Raw genomic sequence first — 14,275 nt, forward strand, 5'->3', positions numbered from 1 at the left:
TTATGCGCCCGCCACTTTGCCCGGCCTGTGCGCCTAAAGCTGCGACTCGATCGGCAGCCAGCGCATCACGGACACCAGCATGCGGCGCCAGAAGCCCGCTTCGGGATCGTGCGTCCACACCTTGGCGGGCTGCTCGGTGGCATCGGACCAGCGCAGTTCGCCGTTGTCGAGGAATACGCGATAGCTGGTGTCGCTAGCCGTCGAGTGCAGGAACAGTTCGCGCATGTCGGCCGCCAGCGCGGCGTCGTTGAACAGCACGCCCATCTCCGTGTTGAGCTGGGCCGAGCGGGGATCGAGGTTGAAGGAACCGACGAAGCCCCGCTGGCCATCGACCACCATGGCCTTGGTATGCAGGCTGGCGCGGCTCGACCCCATCAGGCTGATGCGCTTGCGGTGCTGGGTCTTCAATTCAAACAGTTCGACGCCGCCGCCCAGCAGCGCCTGGCGGTAGCGCGCATAGCCTGCGTGCACGAGGGCCACGTCGGTGGCGGCCAGCGAGTTGGTCAGCACCTGGACCCTGACGCCGGCGGCAACCTTGTTGGCCAGGCTTTGCGTGAGCGCTTGGCCGGGCACGAAGTATGGCGAGGTCAGCAGCGCTTCTTTGCGCGCCTGCGCCAATAGGGGCAGCAAGCTGTGCATGAGCCAGTGCTCGCTGCGCTGCAAACTGGCCACGGGTGCGGCTTTTTCCGGCGGGTCCGACAGCACCTGCACTTGCCCGCTCCAATGCAGGCGCAGCCGTCCATCCAGGTGGGCTTGCAACTGGCCCGTATCGGTCAGCTGCCGCAGGTAGGGCGAAGCGCCCAGTTCGCCCGTGAGCGCGTCGAGGCGGGCACGCACTGCGGGCAACTGCGGCAGTTCCGGCGCATCAGCGTCCTTGCCTGCGTGCAAGGCGCCGATGGGGATGACGGCGCGGCTGTTCCAGAAACGATCGAAGATGTCGCTCGTCTGCTGCACGGCGGGGCCCACCAGCAGCAAGTCGGCATCCTGGAAATTGACTTGCTCGGCGGCATCAAAGTATTCATCGCCGATATTGCGTCCGCCGACCAGGGCGACCCGACCGTCGACGATCCAGGCCTTGTTGTGCATGCGCCGGTTCAGGCTGACGGCGCGCAAGGCCATTTCCATGGCACGCAACCAGATGCCGTCGCGGTTGCGGCCCGGATTGAAGATGCGCACGTCGATCAGCGGGTGGCTGTCGAGCGCGAGGATGGCGGCGTCCTGGCCGCGCGCGTTGATATCGTCAAGCAACACGCGCACGCGCACGCCGCGGTCGGCCGCGCGCAGCAGTTCGCGCACCAGCAGCCGTCCCGTGACGTCGTTATGCCAGATGTAGTATTGCAGGTCGATGCTGCGGCCCGCTTCGCGCGCGCTCAGGGCGCGCAGGGCAAAGGCTTCCAGATTGTCATCGATCAGGGCCGTGCCGCTGTGGCCTGGGCGTTGCGCCAGCTGTGGCGCCAGCACGCGGTCGAGCAGGGTGGCATCCATCGCCACGGGCAAGGCCGTGCCTGGCGTCCCCAGCGAACGCTCGGCGAAGCGCCCGTAGCTGTACAGGGCGGCGATGCTGAGCACGGCAAACAGCGTGGTCAGCAGCAACAGTTTGACGAGCACGCGGCGCACCGTCAGCGGACCGCGGGCATGTTGCGGCGCGAGGAAAGCCTGGTGGTGTGTGGCATGCGGTGTCTCTCAGCTCGATGGCAACAGCCGATTGTAGCAGTTTCTATACTGCACGATTTTCAGCTCGAGCCCGCGGGCAGGCGCGCCAGGAAACCGTGAATCTGGGAAACGACCGCCGCGCCTTCACCGACGGCGGCGGCCACGCGCTTGGTCGAGCCGGCCCGCACGTCGCCGATGGCGAAGACGCCCGGCACGCTCGTTTCCAGCGCGGCCCGGTCCGGCAAGTCGGGAGGCGGGGCGGGTAAATGCGCGGCGTGGCCGTGGGCGCGGCATTCGGCGCGCGTAACGTCGAAGCCCGTGCGGATAAAACCCTGTTCGTCAACGGCGACGGCGCAGTCGTGCAGCCAGTCCGTGTTCGGATCGGCGCCGACGAAGAGGAACACGCGGCGCACGGCGCAATCGGCTTCCTCGCCCGTGCGGTTGTTGCGCCAGCGCACCTCCTTCAAGCCATCGTCGTCACCTTCGAGGGCGATGATTTCCGTGTGCGTGTGCAAGGTGATGTTGGGCGTGGCGGCGATGCGCTCGATCAGATAGCTCGACATGCTGGCCGCCAGTCCCTCGCCGCGGATCAGCATGTGGACTTTGGCGGCGTGACCGGAGAGAAACACGGCCGCCTGGCCGGCCGAATTGCCGCCGCCCACCAGGATGATCTCTTCCTGCCTGCACAGCTTGGCTTCGATGGGCGAGGCCCAGTAATACACGCCCCGTCCCTCATACGTTTTCAGGTTCGCCAGCGAAGGCCGGCGGTAGCGCGCGCCGCAGGACAGCACCACCGTGCGTGCGCGCACCTGCGTGCCGTCGCACAGCTTGACGCGCAGTGGCCAGGTGTCGCACAGCAAGTTGGCGGCGCTGGCCGGGGTGGCGATTTCGACGCCGAACTTTTGCGCCTGCACATAGGCGCGTCCTGCCAGCGCGCGGCCGGAAATGCCGGTGGGAAAACCCAGGTAATTTTCGATACGCGCGCTGGCGCCGGCCTGGCCGCCATACGCGCGCTGTTCCAGCGCCAGCACGGTCAGACCTTCGGAGGCCGCATACACAGCCGTGGCCAGGCCGGCGGGACCGGCGCCCACCACCAGCACGTCGAAGATCTTGTCGCCGGACAAATCGGGCAGCATGCCCAGGCAGCGTCCCAGTTCCGCATTGCCGGGATTCTTCATGATCTTGCCATCCGGACAGACCACCAGTGGCCATTCCTGCGGCGTGGGCTGGTAGCGCTCGGCCAGCGCAGCGGCGGCCGTATCGCTGGCCGGATCGAGCACCGTGTGCGGGTGGCCGTTGCTCGACAGAAAACTTTGCAGGTGGAACAGATTGCCATTGCCGCGCGGTCCCACCAGCACGGGGCCGCCCGAATTCGATTCGATCAGCGCCACGCGGCGCAGGATCAGGGCGCGCACGATGCGTTCGCCCATCTCCGCCTCGGCCACGATCAGTGCGCGCAAGGATTCCGAACTGATGTCGAGCAATTCCACCGCGCCTACGGCGCTGCCGTTGACAAGGGTGGGGCGGCCGGACAACTGCGCCACTTCGGCAATGAAGTGGCCGACGCCCACTTCGCGCAGCAGCGACGCCTGCCCCAGCACTTCGTGGCGCTTGATGCTGACCCGCCCGGACAGTATTACCAGCATGCCGAAGCTGCTGCTGCCCGCCTCGAACAGCGTATCGCCATCGGCAAAGCGCTGCAACGTGCCATAACGCTGCAAGCGCTGCAGTTCGAGCGCATTGAAGACGGGCGAAATTTGGTGGCTGCGGCCCTGCAAGTCGAGCGTGGCGAACTGGACGGGATCGTCCTGCGTCGTTTCGGGAATGAATTCGGGTGTGCTGCTGGCCATGGCGAGTCCGTTCGGAGGCTGAATAAGCAAATAACAAAAATAACTAACAGTGACGAGTCTAGCGCATGCGGCGCGCGCCTGCCGCAATACTCCTTGTGCACGCCCGGAAATGGCAGCGCGGCAGGCGCCGTGCGGCATGTGGCGGCGCAGCCATACGCACATGCGGGGCCGGATGCCGCCGCCGATGAGCGATACGCCGTCCAGCATCTCATATTAGAATGGGTCTTTGTTGAATCTACTCAAACAGACACGATGGCTTACAAGACACTTGAAGATACGATAGGCAACACCCCGCTGGTGCAACTGACGCGCTTGCCGGGCGCCAATGCGCTTGCGCGCAACAACGTCATCCTTGGCAAGCTGGAGGGCAACAACCCGGCCGGCTCCGTGAAGGACCGCGCCGCCATGTCCATGCTCAAGCGCGCTGAAGAGCGCGGCGTCATCAAGCCGGGTGATACCCTGATCGAGGCCACCAGCGGCAATACGGGCATCGCGCTGGCCATGGCCGCCGCCTTGCGCGGCTACAAGATGCTGCTCTTGATGCCAGACAATCTCAGCGTGGAGCGCCGCCAGAGCATGGCCGCCTACGGCGCCGACATTCTGCTGACGCCGAAGACGGGCGGCATGGAATATGCGCGCGACCTGGCCGAGCAGATGCAGAAGGATGGCCGCGGCGTGATCCTCGACCAGTTCGCCAACGAAGACAATTCACGCGCCCACTACGAAAGCACGGGCCCGGAAATCTGGCGCGATACCCATGGTCAGGTGACACACTTCGTCAGCGCCATGGGCACGACGGGCACCATCATGGGCGTGTCGCGCTATTTGAAAGAGCAGAATCGCGCCATCCAGATCATCGGCGCGCAGCCCGAGGAAGGTTCGCAAATTCCCGGCATCCGCAAATGGCCGGAAGCGTACTTGCCGAAAATTTACGACAAGTCGCGCGTGGACCAGGTGGAGTACGTGAGCCAGGGCGTGGCCGAGCGCATGGCGCGCAGCCTGGCGGCGGAAGAGGGTTTGTTCTGCGGCATCTCGGCAGCCGGCGCCTGCGAAATCGCGCTGCGCATCTCGCAAACGGTGGAAAACGCGACCATCGTGTTCGTCGTTTGCGATCGCGGCGACCGCTATCTGTCCACAGGTGTTTTCCCTGCGTAATAGTGTAATTGAATTGATATCGGCCAGAACGGCCTGAGAACTGCTTGAAACACCCCCTCCCCATGGCGGGGAGGGAAAACCTGCGAAACTGGCAGGATCAGCCTTGTGGCGTTTCGCCTTCTTTTGGCTTGAATTGCTTGTCGCTGATGCGGAATTTGTTACGGCGGTCACCCATCAGGTAACGCAGGTCGCGGATGCTCAGGTCGCTCACTTCGTGCATGCGGATCAGCAGCGATGCGCCGACAGGCAGACGGTGGTGGCGGATTTTGCTGATGACCGGTGGCGCCACTTCCAGCGCGCGGGACAAGGCTGCGTCGTTTTTCAGGCGCAGGTTTTCGATCAGGGTATCGAGCAATCTGTTTGGGTTGTACTGGAGCAGATCGTCGGAGTCCGAATCGCTGTTCATATCAATGCCGACTTGGTTTGTCATGATGTTAATGTTCCTTCTGTAGTTGCACTGCAAAGTAAAAAACACTCGGAGCTCGCTCTTGCTGCGTTCATGTTCATTCTTTACTAAAAGGAACAAATTCACACACGGTACGATCCGGGATACAGTTTTTCATGATATATACACAATTGTACAGCAGGATTCCATTTCAGGCCGGAAAGCTCTGTAATCTTGCTTTGGATAAAAAAAGTGTTGTCATGCTGCAACAGCTATTTATTCTTTATTATGCTCTATGATAGAACAAAAATTGTACTTTGACAAAAGTTAAGTATATAACCATTTCCATATTCCGTGCCGCACAAAGGCTGGCGAGCGAGGCTGGCACATGTTATCGGCCCCACCATAGACTTGTTTGCTGGTCGCTTCAACATCGCTTACGCTTTCTTACAAGTAATATTATAACTTTACACTGACTTTCGGTTAGCGTGCGCGCACTTGGCTGATGGCCTTGCCCAAGTCGATGACTGACATGGCATAAAAATAACTTCTGTTGTACTGAGTTATAGCAAAGAAGTTATTGCTTGCCAAGTAATACTCAGTTGCTTCTGAACCATTTTGCAGATCAATCAGGCCGAACAACATGTTCTGGGGCGTGGCTGTGACGGTACTCACGCCGCCTTCCTGCAATTCCTCCAGCCGGTACTTGGCTTGCAAGCCCTGGCCGATGAACTTTTCCCAGGCGTGGCTGGACGAGACGGTGACGCGATACGTGCTGATGGCCGGGTCATCGCGGCGCCAGCCGTGTTCGACGAGGAAGTGCGCCACGCTGCCGATGGCGTCGGCCGTGGAATTGCGCAAGTCGATGTGGCTATCGCCATCGAAGTCCACCGCATATTTCATGATGCTGCTGGGCATGAACTGCGGCAGGCCGATGGCGCCCGCATACGAACCGAGCAGGGTTAAGGGATCGATGCCATCCTTGCGCGCGTACAGCAGCGCGTTTTCCAGTTCCCCCTTGAAAAATTCCATGCGCGCGGCGCGCGTCGGGCTTTCCGGATAGGAAAATGCCAAGGTGGTGAGCGCGTCGAGCACGCGGAAACGGCCCGTGTTGCGTCCGTACACGGTTTCCACGCCGATGATGCCGACGATGATCTCGGCCGGCACGCCATATTCGCGTTCGGCGCGCGCCAGCGCTTCGGCGTTCTCTTCCCAGAATTTCACGCCCGCATGGATGCGTACCGGCTCGATGAAGCGGGCGCTGTAGGCTTGCCAGTTCTTCGGTTTGCCCGGCGGCGCCGGCTTCATCAACTGCACGGTCGACTCGACATAGCGCACCTTGCCGATCAGGGTATCGAGTTCGGCGCGGTCAAAGCCATGTTTGGCGGACATCTCGTCGAGGAAGGCGCGGACTTCTTTCCAGTTGGCATAGTCGACAAATTCGCCTTCGAAGTCGAATTTCGCCGGTGCTTTCTTCGCCGCCGGCTTGCCGGCCACCTTCTTGACGGGCTGGGCCTTGGCCGCGCGCACGGCACGGGCACGGTCGGCAGCGGAAATATTGCTGTTTTCGCCAGCGTGTGCGGTGGACAGGCACAGAGGAAGGGAGAGGAGCAGGGACAGGGCGGAGGTTTTGATCGGTAACAAGGAGCGTCTCATCGGCATTGGGTTAACAGGCGGCGCAAGCTGCGCCGCGCGCGGAGTTGTTCGTCTGGGTTGGCATTACCATACTTCATCGCGGCATAGATTGCCAGAAACTGTGTGATGGCGGCGTGCGCCTCGGGCGTGGCCTTGCCAGCGGCCAGACGCGCAGCATAACCGTGCGGGCCTTCATGCGGCGCACGGCTGTAGCCGCGTCGCGCCTGCTGGCGGCAAAACTGCGCGTACAGGGCGTCGAGCGGATCGCCCTGCCGCGCTTGCCGCCAGCAGACCAGTGCGCCGGCCACGGCGGACAGCAGGGCCAGCACGGCGCAGGCGATTGCCAGGGTCGTCGCCGGCAGGTTTTGCAAGCTATCGAGCATGGCGCGCTGGCGTTGCGGCGTGGTGTCGAGCACCCAGTTGCTCCACGCGTGCTCGGCCTGCTGCCATTGCTGGCGCCACGCGGCAACCGCGCCGTGTGCGCCGCCATCGAGGCCGGCCAGGGCGCGCCATGCCGTCAGCGGCGACGGGGCCGCCGGCAGGGCGGCATCGAGGTTGCGCTCCGTGCGCAGGGGCGCGACGGCGCTGGTGGGATCGACGCGCACCCAGCCCCTGCCAGCCAGCCACACTTCGCTCCAGGCATGGGCATCGGACTGGCGCACGCTCAGGCTGACGCCGTCATTGTTGCGTGCGCCGCCCTGGTAGCCCGTGACGACGCGCGCGGGGATGCCCATGGCGCGCATCAGCACGACGAAGCTGCCCGCGTAGTGCTCGCAAAAGCCCGCCTGCGTGGTAAACAGGAAGTCGTCGACGCCATGCTTGCCCAGCAGCGGTGGCTGCAGGGTGTAGCGGAAAGGCCCGCGGTGGAAGTGCTCAAACACGGCGGCGATGGCGTCGGCGGGCGCGAGCATCTGCGCGCCGCGGCCGCGCAATGCGCGGGCCCAGGCCACGCTGCGCGGGTTGCTGCCAGCGGGCAAGGCCAGCCATGGCTGCTGCTGGGCCAAAGTCAGGCTCGCCTGCAGCCGGTAGCGCGTCTGGGAACTGGCGCGGTAACGCACGGTCGAAGTAAGGACCTGCGCCGTCAGCACTTCCAGCGCGGACGAGACGACATACGGATTGCCGGGCAAGCGTTCGATGCTGCGCGGCAGGTCGAGGGCGAAGATGCGCCGCTGGCCGCTCGCTTGCAAGGTCACTTCGTATTGGCTGGGCTGGCCTTCCAGTGTGATGTCTATCCGGCTGTCGCTGGCAGGCGCGCGGCCAGCACCCCGGCGCGTCCAGGTAGCGCCGTCGAAGTCGCCCAGCACCACGCCGCGCCAGTACAGCTGATCCTGCGGCGGGATCGGCGTGGAAAAGCGGGCCGTGAAGACGGACTCGCCTGACAGGGCCAGTGAGGCGATGGCGCCCGCTTGCATGCTGTCCGACAAGCCCGTGCGTGCTTGCGCGCCCTCGTGCGGCGCACCCCACAGGGCGCCGTCGGGACGCGGCATGGCAAGAAACATCATGGCCGACAGGGGAATGGCCAGCGCCAGCATGCGCCCCAGCAAGCCTAGCCTTTGCGCCAGGCGCGGTTGCAGCGTGCCGTACTGGGCCGACAGCAGGGCCGACAGCAGGACGATGACGGTGGCCAGCATCCAGGCGGCGCTGAGGATGCCTTGCGCATGAAAAAAATTGGCCAATAGTAAAAAGAAACTGAGGAAGACGAAGACAAAAATGTCGCGCCGGCCATGCATTTCCAGCGATTTCAAGGCCAGCAGCAGGACCAGCATGGCCACGCCGGGATCGCGTCCCAGCAGCGTGCCATAGCTGGCGTACACGCCGGCGATGCCGAGCAAGGCCAGCGGCGCGAGCATGGCCAGCTGTGGCTGGCGCCGGCCCCGCACGGTGATGATGGCGCGCCACAGCAGCGGTGCGGCAGCGGCGGCCGACAGCCACGGGGGCAGGTGCAGCGCGTGCGGCGCCAGCACCATGGCGGCGGCCAGCAACAGCAGCAGGATGTCGGCCTTGTCGCGCGGCAAGCCACTCAGCCAGGTTTTCATGGCGTCTCCTGCGCTGGCGGCACATCGTGCGGCGAACCATGCAGGGCCAGTGCGCGCAGGCAGGCGTCGCGCTGGCCGGCCCCCAGGGCCGGTGCCAGGGTCAGCCCCCCCAGGCGCAAGCCATATGGCAAGCCCGTGCTTTCCGCCTGCAGCACCCAGGCGGCCAGGCGCGACAGGCGCGCTTCTGGCGCCAGCGCGTGCAGGTCCGTGTGGTCGAGCATAAGGTTGCCATGCGTGCCGTGTGGTGCGCCCTTTGGTGCGTCGGCGTCAGGCTGGAATTGCTTGCTGAATAAATGTCCGCCGTCATGGCGGGCGATCTGGCGCCATGCCAGGCGCTGCAAGGGGTCGCCGGGCTGGTAGGTGCGCACGCCGGCCAGTTCCAGTGCGCCATCGGGCGAGCCGGGTGAGCCTGGCTGCCGTGCTTGCTGTGATGTGCCGGCCAGCCAGGGCAGCGGCGGCGCATCGTGCTCGGGCTGCGGATACACGAGCACGCGCGCCTCGGGCTGCCAATGGCACCAGGCAACAAACAGGCCCAGCGGAAAACTGCCGGACAGGCGCACGGCTGGCGCATTCAGCCATCCCCGTTGCTGCGCCAGCACGCCGATGCTGACGGCCGTTTCGCCGTGGGCGGCGATATCGGCCAGGTTGGGTGCCGGCGGCGAACCGATGACGGCCAGACGGATCGCATGGCGCGGGCGGGTGCTGCGGTTGATCAGGCGCAAGGCAAACAAGGCGTGGCTGCCCGCAAACACGGGCTTGCCCGGCGTGGCCGCCAATGCCAGGCCCGCCAGGTTGCGGCTGGTAAACAGCATGTCGGCGACGGCGCAGGCGGCCGCGAAGTACGTGAGCGCATAGCCCAGGCCCAGGCGGTAATTGACGGCGGCGATCCACAGCGCCAGCAGCAGCGCGGCAAATGCCAGGCCCGCACGCGAGGGGCTGATGTGCACGCGTTGCGCGCCCAGCCAGGGGCGTGCCGGCAGCCATGGAATAGTGCGCCAGCGCATGCCGCTCAGACGGGGATGCTCAACAGCAGGTGCTGCAGCAGCGCGCGGCTGTCCGTGGTCCCTTGCGCGGCATGCAGACGGTGGGCGCAGACGGGTAACAGCACCGCTTGCACATCGTCGGGTGTGACGTGGTCACGTCCGGCCAGGGCGGCCCAGGCGCGCGCCGCCTGCAGCAGGGCCAGCGCGGCGCGCGGGCTGAGGCCATCGGCAAACACGCCGGGCACGCGGGTGGCATGCACCAGGGCCAGCACGTAGTCGACCACGGCGGGCGAGGCGTGGATGGCGCGCAGGCCCGCTTGCGCTTGCAGCAATTCGTCCGCGTTCATCACGGCCGGCAAGGTTTGCAGCATGGCGCGGCGGTCGGCGCCCAGCAGCAGCGCCCGTTCGGCGGCCGCATCGGGGTAGCCGAGTGTAACGCACATGAGAAAACGGTCGAGCTGCGATTCGGGCAGGGGGAAGGTACCCAGCTGGTGCGCGCAGTTTTGCGTGGCGATGACGAAAAATGGCTGCGGCAGCGCGTGCGTGACGCCATCGAGCGTCACTTGCCGCTCTTCCATCGCTTCGAGCAAGCCCGATTGCGTCTTCGGCGTGGCGCGGTTGATCTCGTCGGCCAGCAGTACTTGCGTGAACAGGGGGCCGGGGTGGAAAATGAAACTGGCGCTGGCGCGGTCATACACGGTCATGCCGGCCACGTCGGCGGGCAGCAGGTCGCTGGTAAATTGCTGGCGCTTCCATTGCAGGCCCAGCGAGATGGCCAGTGCATGTGCCAGCGTGGTCTTGCCCACGCCGGGCACGTCTTCGATCAGCAGATGGCCGCCCGCCAGCACACAGGCGAGGGTCTGGCGGATCTGCAAGTGTTTGCCGACGAGAACTTCGCCGATCTGCTGTGCGGCCTGGTGTATTTTCGAAAACATGTTATTTCTATCACAGTACGATGGATTATTTAATTTACAATCGCTTTGGCCAGGTCAAACGGCACCGCCCGCCAGCCGCGCGCTCGTGGTAGATTAGAGTGACAGCAAAGGCGGCAAGGGCGGTACAGACCAGCCAGTGATTTTATGCGAGAACGCGCCAGGCAGGCAGGAATGCTATGCAGTGACTTCGGCGCGCGTTCCCGGTATGGATAGAGAGCAGAGACAGAGGTAACCAGTACAGCGCATGAGCACAGCCATTTATACCCATCCCGATTGCCAGCGCCACGAAATGGGCGACTGGCACCCTGAATCGCCGGCCCGCTTGCAGGCCATCAATGATCAATTGATCCTCGCGCATATCAGCGACCTGGTCGAGCACCGCGACGGCGTGCGCGCGCAATTGTCCGATATCGAGCGCAACCACAGCGCCACGGCCATCGGCCTGGTGCGCGACAATGTGCCGGCGGAGGGCGACTACTATCCGCTCGACGGCGATACCCTGCTCAACGCGCACAGCTACGACGCGGCGCTGGCGGCGGCAGGCTCGGCCGTGACTGCCACCGACGCCGTCATCGATGGCGAGATCAGCAACGCCTTCTGCGCGATCCGCCCGCCCGGTCACCATGCGCGGCCCAGCGAGCCCATGGGTTTCTGCCTGTTCAACAATGTCGCCATCGCCGCCAAGCATGCACTCGATGTGCGGGGCCTCGAACGGGTCGCCATCGTCGACTTTGACGTGCACCATGGCAATGGCACGGCCGAATCCGTGGCAAATGATCCACGCATCCTGATGGTGAGTTTTTTCCAGCACCCGTTTTATCCGTACAGCGATGTCGAGTCCTACACCGACACGCGCGTCAACGTGCCCGTGCCGGCCCGCTCGAAGGGCGATGCCGTGCGCCAGCTGGTGCTCGACCACTGGCTGCCGGCGCTGCACCGGCAGCAGCCGCAGATGATTTTCATTTCCGCCGGTTTCGATGCCCACCGCGAAGACGACGTGGGTGGCATGGGCTTGGTGGAGGCCGACTACACGTGGCTGACGCAGCAGATGATGGCCGTGGCCAATCAGTATGGCAAGGGCCGCATCGTCAGCTGCCTCGAAGGGGGCTACAACCTGTCGTCCCTGGGCCGCAGCGTGGCGGCGCATGTGAAGGCCCTGGCGGAGCTGTAATAGCTGAGCTGTAACTACAGCAAGCTGGGGCGGCTGCGGGAATTGGTATGGCGGTGGGTCTGGTAATCGAGTGCGTCGCCGGCCATGAAGCGGCGCCAGGCTTGCGTGTAGACGAGCGATGATTTATCCGCGTCGAAGCTGTCGAGCTGCAACATGTCGCGGTGGTGCTTGATTTCACTGATCAATTGGTCATACAGCATTTGCAAGCCATAGCTGTCGGCGCTCTGGCGTTTCAGGCGTTCTTCCAGCTGCGCCACCTGCCCCTGCAACTGCCGACATTCCTTCTTCCAGTCATTGCGCGGCACGCGCTTGGGCGCCTTGCCAGTGTGTTCCATCATCATATTATCGAACTATCCCCATCACCTATCTCCCTGGCGAGAGCCAGCCTGGAAAATAATTGCTTTTCATTTAAGAGGCGATATTAGAGCATACTTTTTTGTTTCTTACAGTAAATATAAAAATCCATGTGGAAATATTTGACCTTGCTTTCCTGATGCGCATCACTGGCGCTGCGCTTCCTTCAATGGCGCTGCGGGGGCGGCGCCGGCCATTTTTCCGTCGTCGGCGTACGTCAGGGTCAGCAGGGTATTGTCGTCCCAGTTCAGGTCATGCAGCGGCGGCACGTAGCGCTGGCGGTCTTCCGTGACGCGGATGTCCAGCGTGCGCTCGCCCGAGCGCGCCTGTACGGCCAGCAGCTTGCGGAACACGGGAAACGGCACGTGGATCAGCGACGAGTGGCAGGGTCCGCCCGCCAGGCGGAACAGCTTGCGCCGGACAAAGGGCAGGTCATCCTGCTCGACGGCCCAGCGGATTTCGCATTCCAGGCGCAAGTCGCCCAGGCGGCGCACATTCTGGGGCAAGCCCGGCGTGTGGATGTCGGCGCGCCAGCGCAGGGTGTCGCGCTTCTTGTTGCTGACCAGGTCGGCATTCGCGTCGTAGGCGGTCTTGTCGCGCGTCAAGGTGAAGCCGCCGTCCGCCGCCAGGGGGACGGGGATCGACAGCTTGTCGGCCGACAGGTGCAGGGTCACGCCATCGAGCCTGGCCTGGGATGTGGCGGGGATCAGCATGAAGCGCAACGGCGCGCCCGGCGCCAGGCGCTGGTGGTCGGCATACGCGTCGAGTCCCTTGAGCATGGTGCGGTAGGAGCGCAAGTCGGGATCGCGCGTGCCTTGCACGTCGACAACCTGCTGCATTGCCTGGCTGGCCGTGTCGCCGGGCGCCGCCGCTTGTTCCTGGGCCATGGCGGGCAGCAGGCAGGCGCAAAGGGGAGCAAGGAGGAAAAAACGGGGAAGATGCATGGAATGCGTGCCAGGTTGAGCTTGCAATGGGGAAACCGGCCAGGCTGGACGGACTGCGGATCTTATCATTCAAGTAACTGCTAAATTATCACCAATTGTCTCGTCCGCGTCGCACGGCTGGCGCTGGCGCTGGAAAATGGGACGTCGTGGCGGCAACCACGTAAAATAGCGGATTGACTGAACGAACTGAAGGCAAGAGCATGGCGATACAATGGTACCCAGGACACATGAACGCGGCCCGCAAGAAAGCGGCCGAGACCATGGAAAATACCGACCTGGTGATTGAAGTGGTGGACGCGCGCCTGCCGGCAGCCAGTTGCAATCCCATGGTGGACGAGCTGCGCCTGTTCCGCCAGCGTCCTTGCCTGAAGATCCTCAACAAGACCGACCTGGCCGATCCGGCCGCCACTGCCGCCTGGGTGGCCTATTTCAATGCCCAGGAAGGCGTGACCGCGTATGCGATGACGACCAAGAAGCCGGGCGACGTGGCGCGCATTCCGGACCTGGCCAAATCGCTGGCGCCGCACCGCGGCGTGCCGACGAAGCCGCTGCGCATCATGATCATGGGCATCCCCAACGTGGGCAAGTCGACCCTGATGAACGCGCTGCTGAAAAAGCGCGTGGCCAAGGTGGGCGACGAGCCGGCCGTAACAAAAATGCAGCAAAAGCTGTATCTGGACAAGAACACCATCCTGGTCGACACGCCCGGCATGCTGTGGCCAAAGATCGCCATCCCCAGCGACGGCCTGATGCTGGCGGCCAGCCACGCCATCGGCTCGAACGCGCTGATCGAAGAGGAAGTGGCCGTGTTCCTGGCCGAGGAATTGCTCAAGCGCTACCCGGATTTGCTGACGGCTCGCTACGGCACCAAGGTCGGCGAAGTCGATGCCATCGGCGTGGTCGAAGGCATTGCCGCCAAGCGCGGTTTCCGCATCAAGGGCGGCGACTACGATTTCGAGAAAGCCTCGCATACCTTGCTGCTCGACTACCGCAGCGGCATCCTGGGACGCATCTCGCTGGAAACGCCGGACACGCGCGCGGCTCTGCTGGCCCTGCACGCGGCCGAGATGGCGGAAAAAGCGGCGAAAGCGGCAGAGATTGCGGCTGAAAAGGCCAGAAATTCTGCGCGCGGCAAGCGCGGCACATAAGTTACCGCTTCACTCAGGAAAACGCC

The 14,275-nt window shown here is 63.9% G+C and carries 12 protein-coding genes; 3 read left to right on the forward strand and 9 right to left on the reverse strand.

Annotation, left to right across the window (positions count from 1 at the left end; translation table 11 throughout):
• Nucleotides 1–33: 33 nt before the first annotated feature.
• Both ACQ4WL_RS20960 and ACQ4WL_RS20965 read right to left on the reverse strand, forming a co-directional pair.
• Nucleotides 34–1,608 (reverse strand): phospholipase D family protein, encoded by a 1,575-nt coding sequence (locus tag ACQ4WL_RS20960; RefSeq protein ID WP_436511464.1) that lies wholly within the window; start codon nucleotides 1,606–1,608, stop codon nucleotides 34–36.
• 125 nt (nucleotides 1,609–1,733) lie between these two features.
• Nucleotides 1,734–3,503, reverse strand: coding sequence for an FAD-dependent oxidoreductase (locus ACQ4WL_RS20965; protein WP_436511465.1), 1,770 nt, complete (start codon nucleotides 3,501–3,503; stop codon nucleotides 1,734–1,736).
• A 252-nt stretch (nucleotides 3,504–3,755) separates the two neighbouring features.
• Here ACQ4WL_RS20965 and cysM point away from each other — a divergent pair, with 252 nt between their 5' ends.
• Nucleotides 3,756–4,658: a cysteine synthase CysM gene (gene cysM / locus ACQ4WL_RS20970; RefSeq protein WP_436511466.1), complete on the forward strand. Its 903-nt coding sequence runs from the start codon at nucleotides 3,756–3,758 to the stop codon at nucleotides 4,656–4,658.
• Between the two features lie 97 nt (nucleotides 4,659–4,755).
• On the opposite strand, the gene ACQ4WL_RS20975 is transcribed toward cysM, so the two are convergent.
• From ACQ4WL_RS20975 to ACQ4WL_RS20995, 5 genes are all read right to left on the reverse strand, one after another.
• Entirely contained in the window at nucleotides 4,756–5,088 is a 333-nt protein-coding gene (locus ACQ4WL_RS20975; protein ID WP_034751784.1) for a hypothetical protein, read from the reverse strand.
• A gap of 438 nt (nucleotides 5,089–5,526) precedes the next feature.
• The gene (gene mltB, locus ACQ4WL_RS20980; protein ID WP_436511467.1) at nucleotides 5,527–6,705 is read right to left on the reverse strand and encodes a lytic murein transglycosylase B; all 1,179 of its coding nucleotides are present in this window, start codon (nucleotides 6,703–6,705) and stop codon (nucleotides 5,527–5,529) included.
• The gene (locus ACQ4WL_RS20985) at nucleotides 6,696–8,714 is read right to left on the reverse strand and encodes a transglutaminase TgpA family protein (protein WP_436511468.1); all 2,019 of its coding nucleotides are present in this window, start codon (nucleotides 8,712–8,714) and stop codon (nucleotides 6,696–6,698) included. The genes mltB and ACQ4WL_RS20985 overlap by 10 nt, the downstream gene beginning before the upstream one ends.
• On the reverse strand, nucleotides 8,711–9,718 hold the full coding sequence (locus ACQ4WL_RS20990) for a DUF58 domain-containing protein (RefSeq protein ID WP_436511469.1): 1,008 nt from the start codon (nucleotides 9,716–9,718) through the stop codon (nucleotides 8,711–8,713). The genes ACQ4WL_RS20985 and ACQ4WL_RS20990 overlap by 4 nt, the downstream gene beginning before the upstream one ends.
• A gap of 5 nt (nucleotides 9,719–9,723) precedes the next feature.
• Nucleotides 9,724–10,632, reverse strand: coding sequence for an AAA family ATPase (locus tag ACQ4WL_RS20995; protein WP_436511470.1), 909 nt, complete (start codon nucleotides 10,630–10,632; stop codon nucleotides 9,724–9,726).
• 244 nt (nucleotides 10,633–10,876) lie between these two features.
• Here ACQ4WL_RS20995 and ACQ4WL_RS21000 point away from each other — a divergent pair, with 244 nt between their 5' ends.
• Complete coding sequence (locus ACQ4WL_RS21000) at nucleotides 10,877–11,803, forward strand: histone deacetylase family protein (protein WP_436511471.1); 927 nt, start codon at nucleotides 10,877–10,879, stop codon at nucleotides 11,801–11,803.
• A gap of 14 nt (nucleotides 11,804–11,817) precedes the next feature.
• On the opposite strand, the gene ACQ4WL_RS21005 is transcribed toward ACQ4WL_RS21000, so the two are convergent.
• Together ACQ4WL_RS21005 and ACQ4WL_RS21010 are read right to left on the reverse strand one after the other, a co-directional pair.
• Complete coding sequence (locus ACQ4WL_RS21005; protein ID WP_436511472.1) at nucleotides 11,818–12,141, reverse strand: hypothetical protein; 324 nt, start codon at nucleotides 12,139–12,141, stop codon at nucleotides 11,818–11,820.
• A gap of 162 nt (nucleotides 12,142–12,303) precedes the next feature.
• Nucleotides 12,304–13,101 (reverse strand): hypothetical protein, encoded by a 798-nt coding sequence (locus tag ACQ4WL_RS21010; RefSeq protein WP_436511473.1) that lies wholly within the window; start codon nucleotides 13,099–13,101, stop codon nucleotides 12,304–12,306.
• 200 nt (nucleotides 13,102–13,301) lie between these two features.
• Between ACQ4WL_RS21010 and ylqF the strand changes: the two genes are divergently transcribed.
• On the forward strand, nucleotides 13,302–14,249 hold the full coding sequence (gene ylqF / locus ACQ4WL_RS21015; RefSeq protein WP_102121594.1) for a ribosome biogenesis GTPase YlqF: 948 nt from the start codon (nucleotides 13,302–13,304) through the stop codon (nucleotides 14,247–14,249).
• The last annotated feature ends 26 nt before the right edge of the window (nucleotides 14,250–14,275 follow it).

Origin of the sequence: Janthinobacterium kochi (genome assembly GCF_051380715.1) — a bacterium.
In the GTDB taxonomy this organism is placed as follows: Bacteria; Pseudomonadota; Gammaproteobacteria; order Burkholderiales; family Burkholderiaceae_D; genus Janthinobacterium.

Excerpts from the sequence above, each read along its gene's own strand:
- ACQ4WL_RS20965 (WP_436511465.1), bottom strand. The coding sequence starts at position 3,503 with ATGGCCAGCAGCACACCCGAATTCATTCCCGAAACGACGCAGGACGAT.
- cysM (WP_436511466.1), top strand. The coding sequence starts at position 3,756 with ATGGCTTACAAGACACTTGAAGATACGATAGGCAACACCCCGCTGGTG.
- ACQ4WL_RS20975 (WP_034751784.1), bottom strand. The coding sequence starts at position 5,088 with ATGACAAACCAAGTCGGCATTGATATGAACAGCGATTCGGACTCCGAC.
- mltB (WP_436511467.1), bottom strand. The coding sequence starts at position 6,705 with ATGCCGATGAGACGCTCCTTGTTACCGATCAAAACCTCCGCCCTGTCC.
- ACQ4WL_RS20985 (WP_436511468.1), bottom strand. The coding sequence starts at position 8,714 with ATGAAAACCTGGCTGAGTGGCTTGCCGCGCGACAAGGCCGACATCCTG.
- ACQ4WL_RS20990 (WP_436511469.1), bottom strand. The coding sequence starts at position 9,718 with ATGCGCTGGCGCACTATTCCATGGCTGCCGGCACGCCCCTGGCTGGGC.
- ACQ4WL_RS20995 (WP_436511470.1), bottom strand. The coding sequence starts at position 10,632 with ATGTTTTCGAAAATACACCAGGCCGCACAGCAGATCGGCGAAGTTCTC.
- ACQ4WL_RS21000 (WP_436511471.1), top strand. The coding sequence starts at position 10,877 with ATGAGCACAGCCATTTATACCCATCCCGATTGCCAGCGCCACGAAATG.
- ACQ4WL_RS21005 (WP_436511472.1), bottom strand. The coding sequence starts at position 12,141 with ATGATGGAACACACTGGCAAGGCGCCCAAGCGCGTGCCGCGCAATGAC.
- ACQ4WL_RS21010 (WP_436511473.1), bottom strand. The coding sequence starts at position 13,101 with ATGCATCTTCCCCGTTTTTTCCTCCTTGCTCCCCTTTGCGCCTGCCTG.
- ylqF (WP_102121594.1), top strand. The coding sequence starts at position 13,302 with ATGGCGATACAATGGTACCCAGGACACATGAACGCGGCCCGCAAGAAA.